12 protein-coding genes and 1 CRISPR repeat array are annotated in these 16,683 nt (G+C 34.3%); all 12 genes read right to left on the bottom strand.

Annotated elements, in window-relative coordinates; all coding sequences use genetic code 11:
• Positions 1-141: 141 nt before the first annotated feature.
• The 12 genes from HY987_RS05325 to HY987_RS05270 all read right to left on the bottom strand — a co-directional run bounded on the left by HY987_RS05325 (position 142) and on the right by HY987_RS05270 (position 16,208).
• Positions 142-588: a pyrimidine dimer DNA glycosylase/endonuclease V gene (locus HY987_RS05325; RefSeq protein WP_292756364.1), complete on the bottom strand. Its 447-nt coding sequence runs from the start codon at positions 586-588 to the stop codon at positions 142-144.
• A 169-nt stretch (positions 589-757) separates the two neighbouring features.
• Positions 758-4,458: direct repeats of the CRISPR family, unit length 30 nt; unit sequence ATTTCCAGACTATTGAGTCTATTTTAAAGC.
• A 104-nt stretch (positions 4,459-4,562) separates the two neighbouring features.
• The gene (gene cas2 / locus HY987_RS05320; RefSeq protein ID WP_292756362.1) at positions 4,563-4,826 is read right to left on the bottom strand and encodes a CRISPR-associated endonuclease Cas2; all 264 of its coding nucleotides are present in this window, start codon (positions 4,824-4,826) and stop codon (positions 4,563-4,565) included.
• A complete protein-coding gene (gene cas1b, locus HY987_RS05315) occupies positions 4,826-5,797 on the bottom strand; it encodes a type I-B CRISPR-associated endonuclease Cas1b (protein WP_292756360.1) in 972 nt (323 codons plus the stop codon). The genes cas2 and cas1b overlap by 1 nt, the downstream gene beginning before the upstream one ends.
• A 9-nt stretch (positions 5,798-5,806) precedes the next feature.
• Positions 5,807-6,295, bottom strand: a complete 489-nt coding sequence (cas4, locus tag HY987_RS05310) for a CRISPR-associated protein Cas4 (protein ID WP_292756357.1) — start codon at positions 6,293-6,295, stop codon at positions 5,807-5,809.
• Between the two features lie 17 nt (positions 6,296-6,312).
• A complete protein-coding gene (cas3, locus tag HY987_RS05305) occupies positions 6,313-8,694 on the bottom strand; it encodes a CRISPR-associated helicase Cas3' (RefSeq protein WP_292756355.1) in 2,382 nt (793 codons plus the stop codon).
• Complete coding sequence (gene cas5b, locus HY987_RS05300) at positions 8,678-9,391, bottom strand: type I-B CRISPR-associated protein Cas5b (RefSeq protein ID WP_292756353.1); 714 nt, start codon at positions 9,389-9,391, stop codon at positions 8,678-8,680. The genes cas3 and cas5b overlap by 17 nt, the downstream gene beginning before the upstream one ends.
• A gap of 13 nt (positions 9,392-9,404) precedes the next feature.
• Positions 9,405-10,391, bottom strand: a complete 987-nt coding sequence (cas7b, locus tag HY987_RS05295) for a type I-B CRISPR-associated protein Cas7/Csh2 (RefSeq protein WP_292756351.1) — start codon at positions 10,389-10,391, stop codon at positions 9,405-9,407.
• The gene (locus HY987_RS05290) at positions 10,384-12,237 is read right to left on the bottom strand and encodes a TIGR02556 family CRISPR-associated protein (RefSeq protein WP_292756349.1); all 1,854 of its coding nucleotides are present in this window, start codon (positions 12,235-12,237) and stop codon (positions 10,384-10,386) included. Before HY987_RS05290 ends, cas7b begins: the two co-directional genes overlap by 8 nt.
• A gap of 5 nt (positions 12,238-12,242) precedes the next feature.
• Entirely contained in the window at positions 12,243-12,893 is a 651-nt protein-coding gene (gene cas6 / locus HY987_RS05285; protein ID WP_292756347.1) for a CRISPR-associated endoribonuclease Cas6, read from the bottom strand.
• A 228-nt stretch (positions 12,894-13,121) separates the two neighbouring features.
• On the bottom strand, positions 13,122-13,517 hold the full coding sequence (locus tag HY987_RS05280; RefSeq protein WP_292756345.1) for a universal stress protein: 396 nt from the start codon (positions 13,515-13,517) through the stop codon (positions 13,122-13,124).
• 195 nt (positions 13,518-13,712) lie between these two features.
• A complete protein-coding gene (locus HY987_RS05275) occupies positions 13,713-14,264 on the bottom strand; it encodes a flavin reductase family protein (RefSeq protein ID WP_292756343.1) in 552 nt (183 codons plus the stop codon).
• 210 nt (positions 14,265-14,474) lie between these two features.
• Complete coding sequence (locus HY987_RS05270) at positions 14,475-16,208, bottom strand: ABC transporter ATP-binding protein (protein ID WP_292756341.1); 1,734 nt, start codon at positions 16,206-16,208, stop codon at positions 14,475-14,477.
• Positions 16,209-16,683: the final 475 nt, after the last annotated feature.

The following is a 16,683-nucleotide window of genomic DNA, read 5'->3' as shown; positions in this document are numbered from 1 at the left end:
ACCATTAAGGATTTCATTCAATACCATTAAGGTATCATTCAAGGAATTCTTTTGAATAATTCACGAAATTAACCTTGAATTATCATTAGTATTTATACTCGTCTCTGTTAATAATCATATGGGTGATGTTACTAATGTTATTTATTCTGTAATTTTCTCCCAAAGCTCAATATCTCCTGGAATCACATTAAAAATGGGATTGGGGATGGGTGAATCCTTTTGAACCAGGATTTTCTTTACTTCCTGATATTTATCATGGTCCCTTTTTTTGAGTTTTCTCTGCAGATGCTCCATTTCATACAGCATCTGTCCCTGAGTAACAGGGATCTGTTTAGAAGTGTGTTCAACTCCTATCTTTTCATGGTTAAAATTGTATCCCCTTCTATTTGCTTCCAGGTAAACATGGTTAAGGTAGGTATCCAGGTAAACAATGGGATGTTCTTGCTTTTGGAAACGAATAAGCTGGGGATGATTAGTGTAACCTTTAGTTTCCCCCTTTAAAACTGCCCTGGCGAGTAAACCCTCTCTCCAGAGTGCCACTAACCCTTTACTATCCATGTATACAGGATGGAGACTCCAGAGTCTCATTATTTACACCATTTAATTAATTATTGTAGATATTTTTAATTTAAAATAACTTGTAAGATATTATTGTCATATATTACTATTAAGTCTATTTTCACCTAGTCATACTTTCTTTATAGTTTATTGAATAATTTTAGAAACGAAGAACTTAAAACCTATCTAATGATCCTAATATTTCAGACTATTGAGTCTATTTTAAAGCCGGAAACTGATGAGGTTAAGGGGCGTTACCTGTGGATTTCCAGACTATTGAGTCTATTTTAAAGCGGAATATAGTGGAGTGAAAACTGTCCCGCCAGCACTGATTTCCAGACTATTGAGTCTATTTTAAAGCCACCAGTATCAGCCGTGCCACTAGCTACTTTTCCAATTTCCAGACTATTGAGTCTATTTTAAAGCGCTGCTGCCGACTATGTTACAGTTTCACGGTCCATGGGATTTCCAGACTATTAAGTCTATTTTAAAGCCATTGTGTCTGCTGATCAAGTAGTGACAGTCGTCCCATTTCCAGACTATTGAGTCTATTTTAAAGCTCTAATTCTGTTGAATTTGCAGGTTTTCCATCCATATTTCCAGACTATTGAGTCTATTTTAAAGCGTGGAGAAACATATTTTTTCATCTCAGATTTGATTAATTTCCAGACTATTGAGTCTATTTTAAAGCTATGATGTTACATTTAGCATAGTATTATTTGATAAAAATTTCCAGACTATTGAGTCTATTTTAAAGCCGATTATGCAGACATCGTATATTTCTTCTTCACCGTTATTTCCAGACTATTGAGTCTATTTTAAAGCCTTGTTCCAAAAAAGAACATGTTGAAAATTATGAGAAATTTCCAGACTATTGAGTCTATTTTAAAGCTCATTACTGCCAGTGCCATATCTGAAACTATTGTGGTATTTCCAGACTATTGAGTCTATTTTAAAGCTTCAATATGTGCCCCGTATGTTCTTTCAACATGGAAGGTTTCCAGACTATTGAGTCTATTTTAAAGCTCATTACTGCCAGTGCCATATCTGAAACTATTGTGGTATTTCCAGACTATTGAGTCTATTTTAAAGCAATACAACCCCTTCTGCATTTTCATATAATTCTTTATATTTCCAGACTATTGAGTCTATTTTAAAGCTGCGTAGTTGTTTCCAGTGTCTCCGTTGAATTGTAAGAATTTCCAGACTATTGAGTCTATTTTAAAGCATATCAATAGGTTTCAATATTTCATTGAAAGGAAGAATTTCCAGACTATTGAGTCTATTTTAAAGCTCGTACCGGTAGTTTTTGTTTCAGTCCAAACAACCTCATTTCCAGACTATTGAGTCTATTTTAAAGCGATATTATCAACACTCCCTACTCGTGGTTCTTTCTTATTTCCAGACTATTGAGTCTATTTTAAAGCTTTTAGCCCAATCTGCCTCTTCAATCCCTTCACCTGTATTTCCAGACTATTGAGTCTATTTTAAAGCAGGGCCAGTGGAACGACCCTAACCGAAACCCTCACAGATTTCCAGACTATTGAGTCTATTTTAAAGCCTTGGTGATGGATTGTTACCTGTTGAAAAACTAGGATTTCCAGACTATTGAGTCTATTTTAAAGCCAAGTTTGTAATCCAACTTGTCCAACATATCAGCCATATTTCCAGACTATTGAGTCTATTTTAAAGCCAGGATCCCTCTATGACCTTGGAAATGTCTGGTGTGCATTTCCAGACTATTGAGTCTATTTTAAAGCGCGTTGCTCGGTTGATGGTACAATCCGGTGACATTGATTTCCAGACTATTGAGTCTATTTTAAAGCTCGCCATTTTTTCCACCGTAGACTATTTTTGATTTTATTTCCAGACTATTGAGTCTATTTTAAAGCACAGCATCCCAAGTATTGGTGATTGAGGATCCTCAAAATTTCCAGACTATTGAGTCTATTTTAAAGCTTAGGAACATTTAAATCAAGTTTTGATTGCCTAGTATAATTTCCAGACTATTGAGTCTATTTTAAAGCTTAGACCCCCCTAGATCACCCAAACACACATCATGGTATTTCCAGACTATTGAGTCTATTTTAAAGCATAGGACTCCCTATGATTTACTGGATATTGGGGAATAATTTCCAGACTATTGAGTCTATTTTAAAGCCTTCCCCCTATAATCCATATGAGTTCCATATATATTATATTTCCAGACTATTGAGTCTATTTTAAAGCCAATATAAATTCTTCCTTTATATTTAAAAAACTCTTATTTCCAGACTATTGAGTCTATTTTAAAGCGCTCATAACATCTTCAGCACAAATACAATCTTTTTCATTTCCAGACTATTGAGTCTATTTTAAAGCAAAGAATAATACTTGAAAAAAGAAGGGGGTTAAATAATTTCCAGACTATTGAGTCTATTTTAAAGCTGTTGGGATCAGTGCCTTCATGTACCTATTTTTTATATTTCCAGACTATTGAGTCTATTTTAAAGCGCTCACTCTAAGGGCCACACACACAAGTGTTATATAGATTTCCAGACTATTGAGTCTATTTTAAAGCTTTTTAGATTCTGGTTCTTTTCCATTCATCCATTTATAATTTCCAGACTATTGAGTCTATTTTAAAGCACAAACAAAAATTTAACATTCCAAATAGATGAACTGTATTTCCAGACTATTGAGTCTATTTTAAAGCTTTGTTTTATAGATTGTATATTGTCATTTATGGTTTATTTCCAGACTATTGAGTCTATTTTAAAGCTTAAATATTTTTTGAAGAATGACTCTGGTGTCATCTAAAATTTCCAGACTATTGAGTCTATTTTAAAGCTTCTTAAAAGAAGCCAATCTGGAATTTCTTAAAACAAATTTCCAGACTATTGAGTCTATTTTAAAGCACAGAATTTAGTGCCGCACCTTCAATAAAGGACAAAAATTTCCAGACTATTGAGTCTATTTTAAAGCCTATTTCATATACACCATATCCTCCTAAGGCCATTGTATTTCCAGACTATTGAGTCTATTTTAAAGCTCAGTATTCCCTTCGGCATCTTTCCACTGATATTCATTTCCAGACTATTGAGTCTATTTTAAAGCAGTCTAACCTGTATCGGCTCTTTGTTTCCTCACTACTGATTTCCAGACTATTGAGTCTATTTTAAAGCTGTAACCACCGGGTGGTTTACTTGTCTGGTTTTCAGCATTTCCAGACTATTGAGTCTATTTTAAAGCGTGTTGCTCCTGTCCATGCAGTGGTTGCCATGGTCACATTTCCAGACTATTGAGTCTATTTTAAAGCGCATAAGTGACACTGGTTTGATCTTTACTGGGATCCTATTTCCAGACTATTGAGTCTATTTTAAAGCTTGCTGTGCAGTCAGGATCCCACACATCGTCTGGTTTATTTCCAGACTATTGAGTCTATTTTAAAGCCAGTATTTAATCTGTCATGGGAACTTGAAATATTTGGTATTTCCAGACTATTGAGTCTATTTTAAAGCAAAAACTACCATTCCCTAAACAGGTGAAGATGGTCCAATTTCCAGACTATTGAGTCTATTTTAAAGCCAGAAACAGCATCCCAGCCACAAAGGACCAGATACATTTCCAGACTATTGAGTCTATTTTAAAGCTCAGTGTAAGTGGTGTCTTCAAAGGAAGCAATATCGAATTTCCAGACTATTGAGTCTATTTTAAAGCTATGCAGAAAGAAATTGCCAGTGCAATCAAAACCAAAATTTCCAGACTATTGAGTCTATTTTAAAGCTGCAACAGTCAGCTTGATGTGGACTATGATGAACGGAATTTCCAGACTATTGAGTCTATTTTAAAGCGTACGGGAATGTGGATGCCCGTACACGCTTAATTTCTATTTCCAGACTATTGAGTCTATTTTAAAGCCGCGCCGATTTTTGGGTTATTTTACCTATAACTGGCGCAATGTTCTCCAATAATAGGGATGTATTTGTCCACCCTCAATAATGTAGTTTACTTATAAAGGCGGACTAGAGAATAAGTTCGATGGGATTTTTTTCAATCCCGATAACTTCTAACTTGAAATTTTTGCGATCTTTAAGATTATAGATCAAAATAGAATCTTTATCTTCATTTGTTATGTCTTTGAGACCAGATTTCAATTTTTTGAATTGAGATATTGAGACTTCACCCTCAAAAACTGAATTCTGCCTCCAGTGAAGGTACATCTTCAGGAATTTATTTACTTTATTCACCCTATTAACATCTACATCATAAACAATTAACAAGTACACTACCACCACATCCTGAAGCTTCTGTACTCCTTATCACCAAGTACGTGTTTAATTAGTTTATAACACTCCAATCTCATAAGGTACTTGTAGGAAACTTTTCTTTTAATCTCCGGATGCTTAATAGTTGTTTCCAGCTTAGCCTGATATTCTTTTAAAAATATGCGTTTACCCTTTTCATTGAGTAAAACACCAACATCATGGTTAAAATCCTTTTCGGTAAGCATATTATTGTTAACCAGTTTAAAAATAACCCTCTCAACGATAACTGGTTTGAATATATCTGCAATATCCAGAGCAAGGGAAAATCTGCGCTCAGCCGGTTCATGCAAGTAACTTACAGAAGGATGTAAATAGGTGTGATATATCTCTGAAAGAGCGCTGACATAAAGTAAAGAATTACCAAATGATATCAATGCATTTATTTCAGTTGTTGGGGGTCGTATTTCTCTTTTGTCCATCTCGAAGTTTTTAAGAATTTTATTAAAACTTTGGTAATAACTATGCCAGATCCTTCCTTCATTACTCATTATCTGGGCTACATCTCCCTTTATAACTTCTTTTTCAATATCTTGGATATATGGTTCAACATCTTTTCCTTTCTTAAGATAATATCGAAGGGTTTTAAGGATATTGTTTTTAATTCCTTCCACTATTTCAGCAGCGATCACAGCCCTTTTTTCAGGATCACTGTAATGCTGGGACTGTTGTACAACCACTAAACCTGAATTTAATTGTACTCGTGGGTAAAGTGAACCTTCATAGTACCCGTACATGTTGAAAAAATTTACAGGAATCCCCTCTTTCATCAGAAGAGAAGATGCACCGGATTTTAAGGAAACTTTACCATAACAGTTTATCTCATTAATCCTGTTGATAGGCAAGGCTTTTTTACCTTCCTCATTTACGAAATAAAGAGTGTTACCTTTTCGCTGCAAAATACCATGGGAAGTTATGTAGAGTGGATCCTTCATTATAGACACCTAAACCATACAAAGTTCATAATAAGTACACCTCTTACAGTAAGGTTTGATAACCACTGGAGGTGGTAACGGTTGAGAAACTATTTTTTCAATATCTTTGATAATATGTTCTATTTCATGCTCTTTTTCAGGAGTTAACGTTAATTTTTCCCTTTTTTTCTCTTTAGGGTAAACTAAAACTCCATCAGCTTCTTTACCAAGTTTTTTAGCATTCCAAAGATAATAATAAAGTTGATAACGAACTGGTTCTTCTAATTTGCTTGATTTTTTTATTTCAAAAATAGTATTTTTTTCTCCAGTTTTAACAAAATCAAAAGAAACATCGCCTAGATTTACATTTTTCTTTTCTCTGGAGAAGCTTTTCTCGTGGATATGTCGTCCAATACTGATATCATCATTATCATAGTTCATATTAATCTGATTAGCAAAAAACCAGAGTTCGCGCTTGCAAGCGACGTAATATTGGACCATTACTCCTGTGACTCGCATTTAAACCTCAAAATTTATTAAATTATGAAAACATCTTCTTTATCTTGGGTAATGAAACCAGTTTCAATGTCATATTTTCGGTCCAAATCATCCTTATTTAAATATCCCAACCATTCAGTTTCCTTTACAATTTTACCTATTTTTTTAGGATCAACTGAGACTACATAACTATAAAATTCTGGTTTAATGGTTAAAAACGCAGTTTTCCTTTCAAACCGATCCTTAATTTCTGTAATTTCTTTATATTTTTTCCAGATTTCTTTTGCATCATTATCGGCTTCAACAAAAACATCGATTTTCTCATAATTTCTTATTAGTTTAAATTCACTTTTAATACACGAAAATTCTAATTTTTCAAGGTAAGCTATCAAATCTAAAGATTTATCCTGAGATCCTCGCTCTGAAACAAATTTATAATAATTTGGAACTGCTGTACTATTAAATTCACGTTCTTCTATTGAATAATTGCAATCAATTACATCAGCGGTGGCATTTATTAACACTGAGTTGTATATATAAGAATAGAAATTCCTACCTTTATCATCCTTTAAATTCACTACTTCGACTAACCCTTTTCCTTTTTCATTACTTCTGTTACATCGCCCTGCAGTTTGCACAATACTGTCTAATGGTGCCATATCCCTATATATTAAATCAACACTAATATCAACACCTGCTTCAACCACCTGGGTTGTAACTATAATATTGCGCCTTTTTTCATTGTTATTTATCCTTTTAATCCTTTTTAACCTATGTTTAGGGATTATTAAAGTAGAAATATTCATGATCTGGAGCTTATCAGAACAAAATATACCTTCCGGTTCCACAGGCAGATCTTCATCAATCATTTCTTTAATATATTTATATAATTCTTGGGAAGCATTAATGGTATTTAAAACAACCATAATATCTTTATCAGGTTCAGAAACTATTTTATCCCAAATTAATTTCTTGAAAACATCGAAATCCTGCGGTTCAAGATTAAATTCATATTCTAATCGGTTAAATACGTTAAAATATTTATCTTTATCCACTAACGATTTAATCTCTTCATTTTCTTTAAAAATAAGAGGTTGAGTGGCTGTCATTAATATAACCCAACAGTTAAATTCTTTACAGAGATATTTTAAGGAATAATTCAGTAATTCCCAATAATGGTGAGGTATTGATTGGATTTCATCCAGAATAACAATAGAATTAACAATATTATGGAATTTCCTTGCTGCTCTGTTTTTGTTGGTTATTAAACTGTAAAAAAACTGTATAAATGTCGTAATAACAATCTCTGAATACCACCCTTCAGTTAATAATTGAGATTGATTAGAGCTAATTTCAAGTTCTTTTCCAGTTTTATAACTAATATCAGACAAATGATGATGTTTTAAAAGCAAGTTTGAGAATACTTCTGAATCATCAGCTCCATGACTTAAAACTTTGGAAACCACTTCTGCATTTTGATCTATGATGCTAAGGAAAGGTAATGAGTATATTATTTTAGGTAAAAAACCAAATTCAGTTTCAATTCTTTTCCGCAGTTTTAATGAAAAAGAAAAAGCAGATAAAGTTTTACCACAACCAGTTGGTAAATTTATAGATAAAATTCTATCTTTCTCGAGATCCAAGAAATTTAAAGAATTAATTACTTCCTCGTAAGATTCTTCCCGTATTAAATTTATTTCACTTTTTTCACTTTCAAAAGCAGCCTTTTTATATTCATCAACAAGATTATCAGATATTTCAACTCGTGGGGGCTTAGGTGTTCCGGAAGCATCCATTTTATCCGCATCTAATAACACCGAATAAAAAAAGAGAGTTAAAAAATAGTGATCAAGCCCTTTAGCACGGGTTAGTTTCCTCAAATCTCTTTTTATATCTTTAACAACTTCTTCAAATTCATTTAAAAACTTTGAAATGTCAATATCCCATTTTTCATAGAATTTTTTTATTTCTTCAAAATTGTTTTCTTTAATGTTGGCCAGTTGTCTTCTCACAAGATCTAAATCTTTTAGTTTAGCAGATTCCCCATCAATTCCTTTAATGTTTCGAATGTTTCCATGATGTTTAAGAACAACAATCCATGATATTGGGGAAATATGCCAAAGATCTTCAAATTTATTGGATCGAATATAGTTTTTAACACAAAAATAAGTAAAAATTGAGGATAATAGACCATGTCTGGCTTTTTCAGTTTTTTCATGGTCTATAAGATATTTCTGGAAATAGGTGGTGGATTTGGCGAAATCATGGGATAACCCAATTAAAAATGCAATCTCAGAATACTGATCTTTGTTGATGATTTCTTTATCCGAAACCGTTTCTTGACAAAAGGTGGCAACATTGGTTAAATGAACTTCCAGAGGTTTTGTTGGGTGTGATTTGAGGTTAAAAGAAGATGACATTCATATCACCAATTGAATGATATCGACCATCTACAATTAGCATGGTATCACCATTTTCCTCATAATAAAATTCTTGAAATTCTTTTACTATACGTTCTGCATTTATGAATGAAGGGGACTTAACAGCACCATACTTTTTTCCCGGTTCAATTTTTATTTTAGCCTTATCAGTTGGAACTATACTGTGTACCTTTATATCTTCTTTTGTTGCTAGAAGTTCCTCAGGTTCAATAAAACTATTTTTAACAAGTTTAATATTTGCTAGGCAGTCCGATATTCCCAAATAAGGAGTGTAAACTGATTTATGGTTTGATAAGTATGTGAAAAGTTCATCCATTATTGAATCATCATCTAACCAAAGACATATCCTGTATTTAACATCTTTAAGAAATTCAGCTGGCAATTGAGTTCGCTGCCCTTTATTGTCTGAAAGAATGAATCCTGTTTTGGTGTCTATCAAGTTCAGGTTTATCCTCATTTTTTTGATAGGGTTAATAATTTGTAATGCGAATGCGCTGTTTTTTGGTCCAAACAGATCATAGTAACTATCTCTATCATAACCCAGTATTCCTGAAACAATTCCTGCTAAAGTAGTTCTGCTGGGGAATGGGTAAGAAATTGTAGAGGTAGTGGTGTATCCCCTCCGGAAATACCCATAGTCCCCCCATATATCAAAAACCACTACTTTGTCAATCATATAACTCCTCAATTCAGATTGTTAATTTAGTTGCAGGTAATCCATTTTCAACCAAATGTTCAACTAGATCTACTTCGATTGGAACACTATCCTTAAATTTAACCGCAGGATCAAATTTAACACTTATGGATTCTATTTTATCTAAATCTGATTTTAAAGCAATGATAAGTTGAGAAACATCAATTTGAAGTTCATCAACGCTTCGCAGCTTTTTATCATCTTCAAGATCGTGTTCAATCTTGATTTTTTTATCGAGATCACCTATGAAGTAGTTAGCATCGCTGTAAGTAACCTTCAATAATAATCGGGGCATTTGTCCAAATTTAGACCGGGTTATAAGATTTTTAGTACCATTCCAAATTCCTTCAACAAGTAGAGACTCATCTTCTTCGGTCATCAAAGTCTTTTTAGCTGCATTTTCGTTTATAGCACCATAAAAAGAAATTAATGAGTAGGGGAGAATGTATTCTTCTCTGAAAGTTTTTTGTTGTTTGCCTGCACTTGAAGCAAAAGCTCCTGTACCTTTGATATGTTTCATTTCAACTTTGTGCATTGATCTTCCAAATCGGAATTGAACTGGCCCCGTTAATGTTATTGAACTTTTCCCCTTCTTTTTTATCTCAAGCGGTATGGTACCACCAAAAAGACGAACATCAACGCACTCTTTTAAAATATTATCATACATAATTCTTTTAATTTGACTCAAAGAAAGATTTTTGTCAGTTATATCCACTTTCTCTCCATTTTCATCAATTAAATAATCCATAGCCCTTAATTTAGCATCTTGAATATTTCCATTTTCATCCTCAATTTCCTTAACAAAAATTCCCTGGCCTTTAAAATCATGAAGATAATCTCTTATAGTCCGTTTCAGACGCACATCAGTAACTATGTTTAACTCGACATCTTCATCTATTCTGGGTTTGTTCTCGTCTAAGGGGTCGCCATTTGGATTTGCATACGCTATGTCATATAAAAAAACCAGTTCTGATCTATTCATTTTTCACACCTTCTTTATTCTGTTTAAATAGCCCATTAAGGGTAAATCCTAAAACGAAATAAAAACTCGTTTCATCTCCTGAAAGTTTCCAATTTTTATTGGATTTTAATAGATTAACGGATATAAGTTCTTCTAAATCGGGGTAAGCTGCTTTGTACTCTCTTAATTTGTTAATTATCATCGGGTACAATTTTTGAATTTTTTTCTGATCTAATGTAAGGCCCCATAACTTTGTCATGAAAGGTGTTGCACCTAATGATCTATACTGTATTGCCGTAAGTTTTTTGGTGATCAAACCCATTAAAAACGCAGCTTTCTTCTCTGGAGTATCTATAAACTCACCATAGACTTCAAAAAATTCTTTTTCATTATCTTCTTCATTATGTGAACCAATCTTCATTTTATCAACACCTTTCAATAAGTTTAGTTCGTTAAAAAACATGTAAAGCATCAATGCTTCTGTTGTTAACAGTTTCATGGAATAATCATTTTCAGGATCAGTCCTATGAGATTGTTTAATTCTATCCATAAACTTTGAAATCAAAAAATCTTTGTTAATGGATTTGCCACCTATAATAAACCCAATAATATCCAAGAAGTATTTATCATATTTTGAAGGGAAAAATTCTCTTAAAAACCCAGCATACCAATTATATTGATTGATGTATCCTTTGCTTTGGGCACGTCTCAATTCAATGAAGTCTCCTTCAACATTTTTCCCAAAATTTAGTTTTAAATTGTCTTCTTGGAAAAGAATGTCATTTTTAATGATATCTTGAGCTGTGTAAATGTTCTTCATCCAAGATGGGAGGATGCTTTCAACATAATTCAGAATATCAATAAATTTACCTCCACCTTTGAGATCATAAAATAAAAATTTGAATTCCAGCACGTCATCGGTATTTTTCACAATGGAATAAAGGCTATCTTCTTCCTCTGAATCTTCCTCTTCGATTAACCCTTTCTCATATTTTTTACCTTTTAAATCAACTACACGTTCATAAAATTCTTCAAACTCTTCATTATCTCCTTTAAACAGGAAATTCGGGATCACGAAAAATTTTAGAGTAAATAAATTGAAAGAAAGGTATTCTTGAACAAATTTTTTACCAGCTTCCAGGAAAACAGCACATTTTCCACAGATAGGTACTTGTTTCCATTGATCAGCCTGTATGAAATTAGGTACATTTCCCTTTTTATCAGCTGTTGAAAAAGAAAAACCGAAAGCATTTGGGACAAATCCATATACCTCTTTTGGTTCATCACACAGGTAACATGTTCCTTTACCACTTGATTCGCCAATAGTCTTTAAATTATGATAGCGGTACATAGCTTCTTCTGAAAGAATTTCTCGAAATATAAGATAATTCCCACAGAATTTCTTTTCGAATCCATCTTGGATGGAAATTGTCAGCAAAACATTATTTCTATTTTTTTTATCGATAGATTGAAATTTATCCTCTAAATCTTTTGTAATCTGATCTTTGTTTTCAGTTAATTCATCAGCTATTTTATCGAGAAATTCCGGGTCTTTATGGGTTTTAAACCATTTTAAAACTCGATTTTTAAAAGTAGATTCTGCTTTGCTAGTTATTAAGGAAGCTGGGGTATAATCAACACCGTTAGGTGGGCCTCCTTTGTATAAATACTTATTACTATCCCGTTTATTTAATTCTTCTTCAATTATGCATTTATAAACAAATTTTGTATCGACATACTCTAAATTAATAAGCAAAACCCGTTTTGTTTTGCTTGTTAACTTTGCTGTATCTTGAAAAACGTCAATTTCTTCCAATTCTTTGTGTTCTACAATAAATTTGCCTAGATTGTATAAAGATCCTATCAAAATTCTCACCCCACACTATTAATCATTCCAAATCCTAAAGAGTTCTTTTCTCCAAGCCCACAATCCATCAAGAATCTGTAAAATCGTTTATCGTCCATGTTGAATTTTTCCAGGTTTTTCCATAAAGTTCCGATTATGAGGAACATTTTATCCGCTTTCTTAACCCTCACAGCCACTTCTCGATCGTACTCAAAACGGTCAAAAAGATTGCCATCAAAATGATAATCAAGATCGTAGTAAGCATTGTACTTTTTCAGTGAATTATCCTTAAGACGTTCCCGGAAGAAAGAAAAGTTGTTGGTATTCTTCAGAGAATAGTAATGATTTTTCCGGTTATCATCATAAAGAACAATAGGAGTACTGGTAATAAACCTACCCTTCAAATTAGGTTTAAATGGCTTTGAACTCACTCGTTTCATGCGTAGTTTGCCCAGATAAAAGTGTTCCTTATCTTCTAAGGAACTTACCAGAGTACGTATAAAACCAGGTTTTGGGGAACTGATAATCAAATTCTTAGTTTCACCCTTTTTAAAATCAGAAACTGGAAAAATGTTAGAATAAGAAAAATATTTGAATCCACCGGAATTATGATAATTGGAATAACCTGTATCATGTAATAGTGAATATATGAATCCCTGAATGGTATGCTTATTCACAGAGTCATATCGGGAATCCTTTTCAGGAACAAATTTAAGAATTAATCTCAGTTAAGCTCCCCCTAAACTTATTAATTGCATAGCTATGTTAAAAGCCTCCCAACAGTTAACACATTATAATCCTATTTCATTACATATAAATCTGCATAATAAATAAAATAAAATCAATAATAATTTAGGACAGAATAGTTAAAAAATAAATAATAAATATGAAATTAAAAATAAAAATTATTTAACCAGCAATACTGGTACTGGGACCTTTTTCAGGGCATTTTCAGCCACACTACCCATTATGAGTTTTTCCAGGCCAGTTTTACCGTGTGTGCTTATTACCACCAGATCTGCCCCTGTTTTTTCTGTTATTTTAGCCATATCATGGGTGGGGTTTCCAACAATCAGTATCTCAAGGACTTCCACATCCATTTCTTTGCCCTTTTTTTGTACTTCTTGGAGAATGGCTTTACCCTCTTCTTCCAGCACCTCATATGGATATATGAGTTTTTCATCGATTATGTGAACTGCAACAACATTAGAACCCAGCTTTTTGGCTAGGAATAATGCGGTGTCTTCAGCCTTTTTAGAATAATCTGATCCATCGGTAGGAACCATTATGGTGTTGAACATATTTTGACTTCCCATTTAAATTTTTCAAATGTTCCCTAATCTTTAATATTTTAATTTTATTATATTATTTTAATCAATTTTATTTTTTATTCAAATTCCCAATCATTTCAAATTTATTATTCATCACCCTATTACTCATCCCATTAATTCCAATTAATTCTTCATTCCAATTAATTATTTGGATTTAATTCATATTTAATCCACTTTCCGGCGGTGATCTCCCACCACAAAGTCCTTACCACCAAGATGGAGTAATGGCTTCATTAATTCAACATCTAAGAGTCCTTCCTTAATGGCATCTTCCCGGACACTGACTCTCACGACGCGGCCCACCACTAACTGGTGATCACCACATTCCCGGGTGAATTCAACCTTGCACTCCATATGAGCCAAACACTCCCTGATCCGGGGCGGTGAAACTTCAAGAGAAGCCACCTCGGTTAAACCTGCTTTTTCAATTTCATTGACTCCCTCCGGGAATTTTTCCCCGGTAACCCAGAGCTGGTTTAGAATATCTGCAGTGGGAATGTTAATCACCATTTCACCAGTTTCTTCCAGGTTCTGATAGGTATGGTGGCGAGGAACCGATGCCACTGCAATTAATGGGGGGTTCACTGACACTGGCATGGTAAAAGAAAAAGGAGCTGCATTCACCTCACCCTCAGAACTTACGGTTGTTACGATTATGGTAGGTCGGGGTGCCAGTACCCTGTAAAAGCTTTCTACATCAAGACTTTTAAATTCCATCTAAAACCATCTCCTAATCTAATATTATATGTTAATTAGGTATATTGAAATTAGGTATATTGAAATTAGGTATAATTGAAATTTAGGATATATTAAATTTACTTAGATTTAAAAATTCACTTGGATTTAAAAATTCAGTTTTGATTTAATTCAAATAGAGGGAGTCCCAATAGGGATCAGCCCCTATTAGGGCCAATCCAGTTAGGTTGATTAATCTTCCAGTAATTTTTCCCTCCATTCGCTGATATCCTTAAGGTAATCTGCTCCGCAGCTATTTATGAATTCCTCACACTCCTGGTCAGGGTTTCCATCTCCAATTAGTTTACCATCTTCCATACGGAGGGCCCTGGTGGCCAGTTCATCAATGAAGTCAATATGATGGCTGACCATGATGATGGTGGTGTTAAATTCTTCATTTATACGTTTCAGGGAATTGGAAACCATTCGCAGGGTTATTGGATCTAAATCCCCGAATGGTTCATCTAAGATGAGAACTTTGGGGTTAGATGTCAGTACCAGGGCCAGGGTCGCCCGAACTTTCTGACCACCGGACAATTCATAAGAACGACGGTTAAGGATATCCAGTGGAAGATCCAGTGCCTTAAATATAGGTTCAGCGTATTCTTTAAGATCATTATCCGGGAAACTGGGGAAAAGAGTGTCTAAAATACTGCCAGATAAACCTAACTGCTCCAGGCGCTGTTTTGCCTCGTTTTCAGGGAGATCAGTCAACTGGTAAAGGACATCCAGTGCCAGGTCACTTATGCCCATTTCCTCTGCTTTCTTCTTAGCTTCATCCACTACCTTTATTCCTTTAATCCCAAGTCGTCCTGCTATCTGATCCCGGATACGAGCATGGTGTACCAGTGCAAACTCCTGGTGCATGAATCCCATCTGACGACGGATATTCATTCGGTTAATTCCGGGTTGGTGCATGTCCACCCATTCCCCATCCAGTTTATAGGAGACAGTACCGGCATCTGGAAGGTCCAATCCACCAACCATACGCAGGAGCACGGTTTTACCCGCACCACTTTGTCCTATGAGGGAAACAATCTCCCCATCATTAATATCAAAGCTTACATCCTTCAACTCCAGAACATTACCGGCCTTAAGAAGATAGAACCTTTTCTCCAGATCCCGGGCCTTAATTATGGTTTCTCCAATATTTTCCGGGTTACGTTTTGGAAGTTCTGGTTCCATTTTCTGGAGGAATTTCTTTATTATCTTATCTGGTGATCCTTCATCCACCACACGACCTTCTTCCATGAGCACCAGTCTCTGGGAGAGGTAATGATGAACTTCCGGAAGGTGGGATACCAGGACAACGGTCACTCCCAGATCCTGGTTGATATTACGGATTGCATCTAAAATTTCCTGTTTTGTCTTAGGGCAGGACATAGTAGCTGGTTCGTCCAATAAGAGAACTTTAGGCTTCTTAGCTAATTGCCGGGCCATGATAAGTCTCTGTTTTTCACCACCACTTAGAACCGGGGCGAAATGAGTGGCCTTATGATCCAGACCCACCACTCGCAGTATTTCCATGGCTTCATCTTCAAACTCACTATAAGCAAGGTCAAAGTCGGTTAATGCTTCATCACCATATTTAGTTCCGTAAAGTTTCCTTATAACATTATTTAAGGCTGTTTCAGACCATAATCCAAATGAACGTTGCAGGTGAATGGCTGTTGCCTTTCGCAGTTTACGGGAATAGTAAGTGGTGGATTCAGGGGTTACAGTCACGTCATCTACAGTAATTTTACCCTCATCAAATGGCTCCACACCCCTGAGGATACGGAGAAGGCTGGTTTTACCAGAACCACTGGTTCCAATGATGCCCACAATTTCTCCCTTCTTCACTTCCAGGTTAACCTGATCCAGGGCCTTGATTTCAGGACCCTCCTCCATGTGGTAAGTTTTTGATAGATTTTCAACCTTTATCATCCTTTATCACCATTTTCCCTCATTATCTATATGAATACAAATTAATTTTACCTGAAAATTTCTTTTCTAATGAAGATTTAACATAATCTCTGTTAATCATCTCGGGATATATAGGTTATCTTGTTTTTATGATTTTTTTCAAAGTGGATATTATACCAATCTTTAAAGACAAATCTCTGGGAATATTTACTATCTTCTAAGATATTCCACGTTTTATTACATCTTATCCCTCAAAATATCAATAATCCCATATCTGATTTAGATTATTCACTACCATAACTCTCTATTAAAGGATCTATAAGTAACTCTCTAAATTAACTATCTTTGACCTTGTTTGGTTAATTATTTATGCGGGTACGAAGAGAGAAATATTTAGAATCAAATGAAATATGTAATTAATTTAGAATCATGTTCATTAAACATTAGATAGTATTCCCAAGAATACTATAATCTATAGTAAATATCATTCCATAGA

Origin of the sequence: Methanobacterium sp. (genome assembly GCF_016217785.1) — an archaeon.
GTDB lineage: Archaea > Methanobacteriota > Methanobacteria > Methanobacteriales > Methanobacteriaceae > Methanobacterium.
This window is presented reverse-complemented; position numbering and strand designations above follow the sequence as displayed.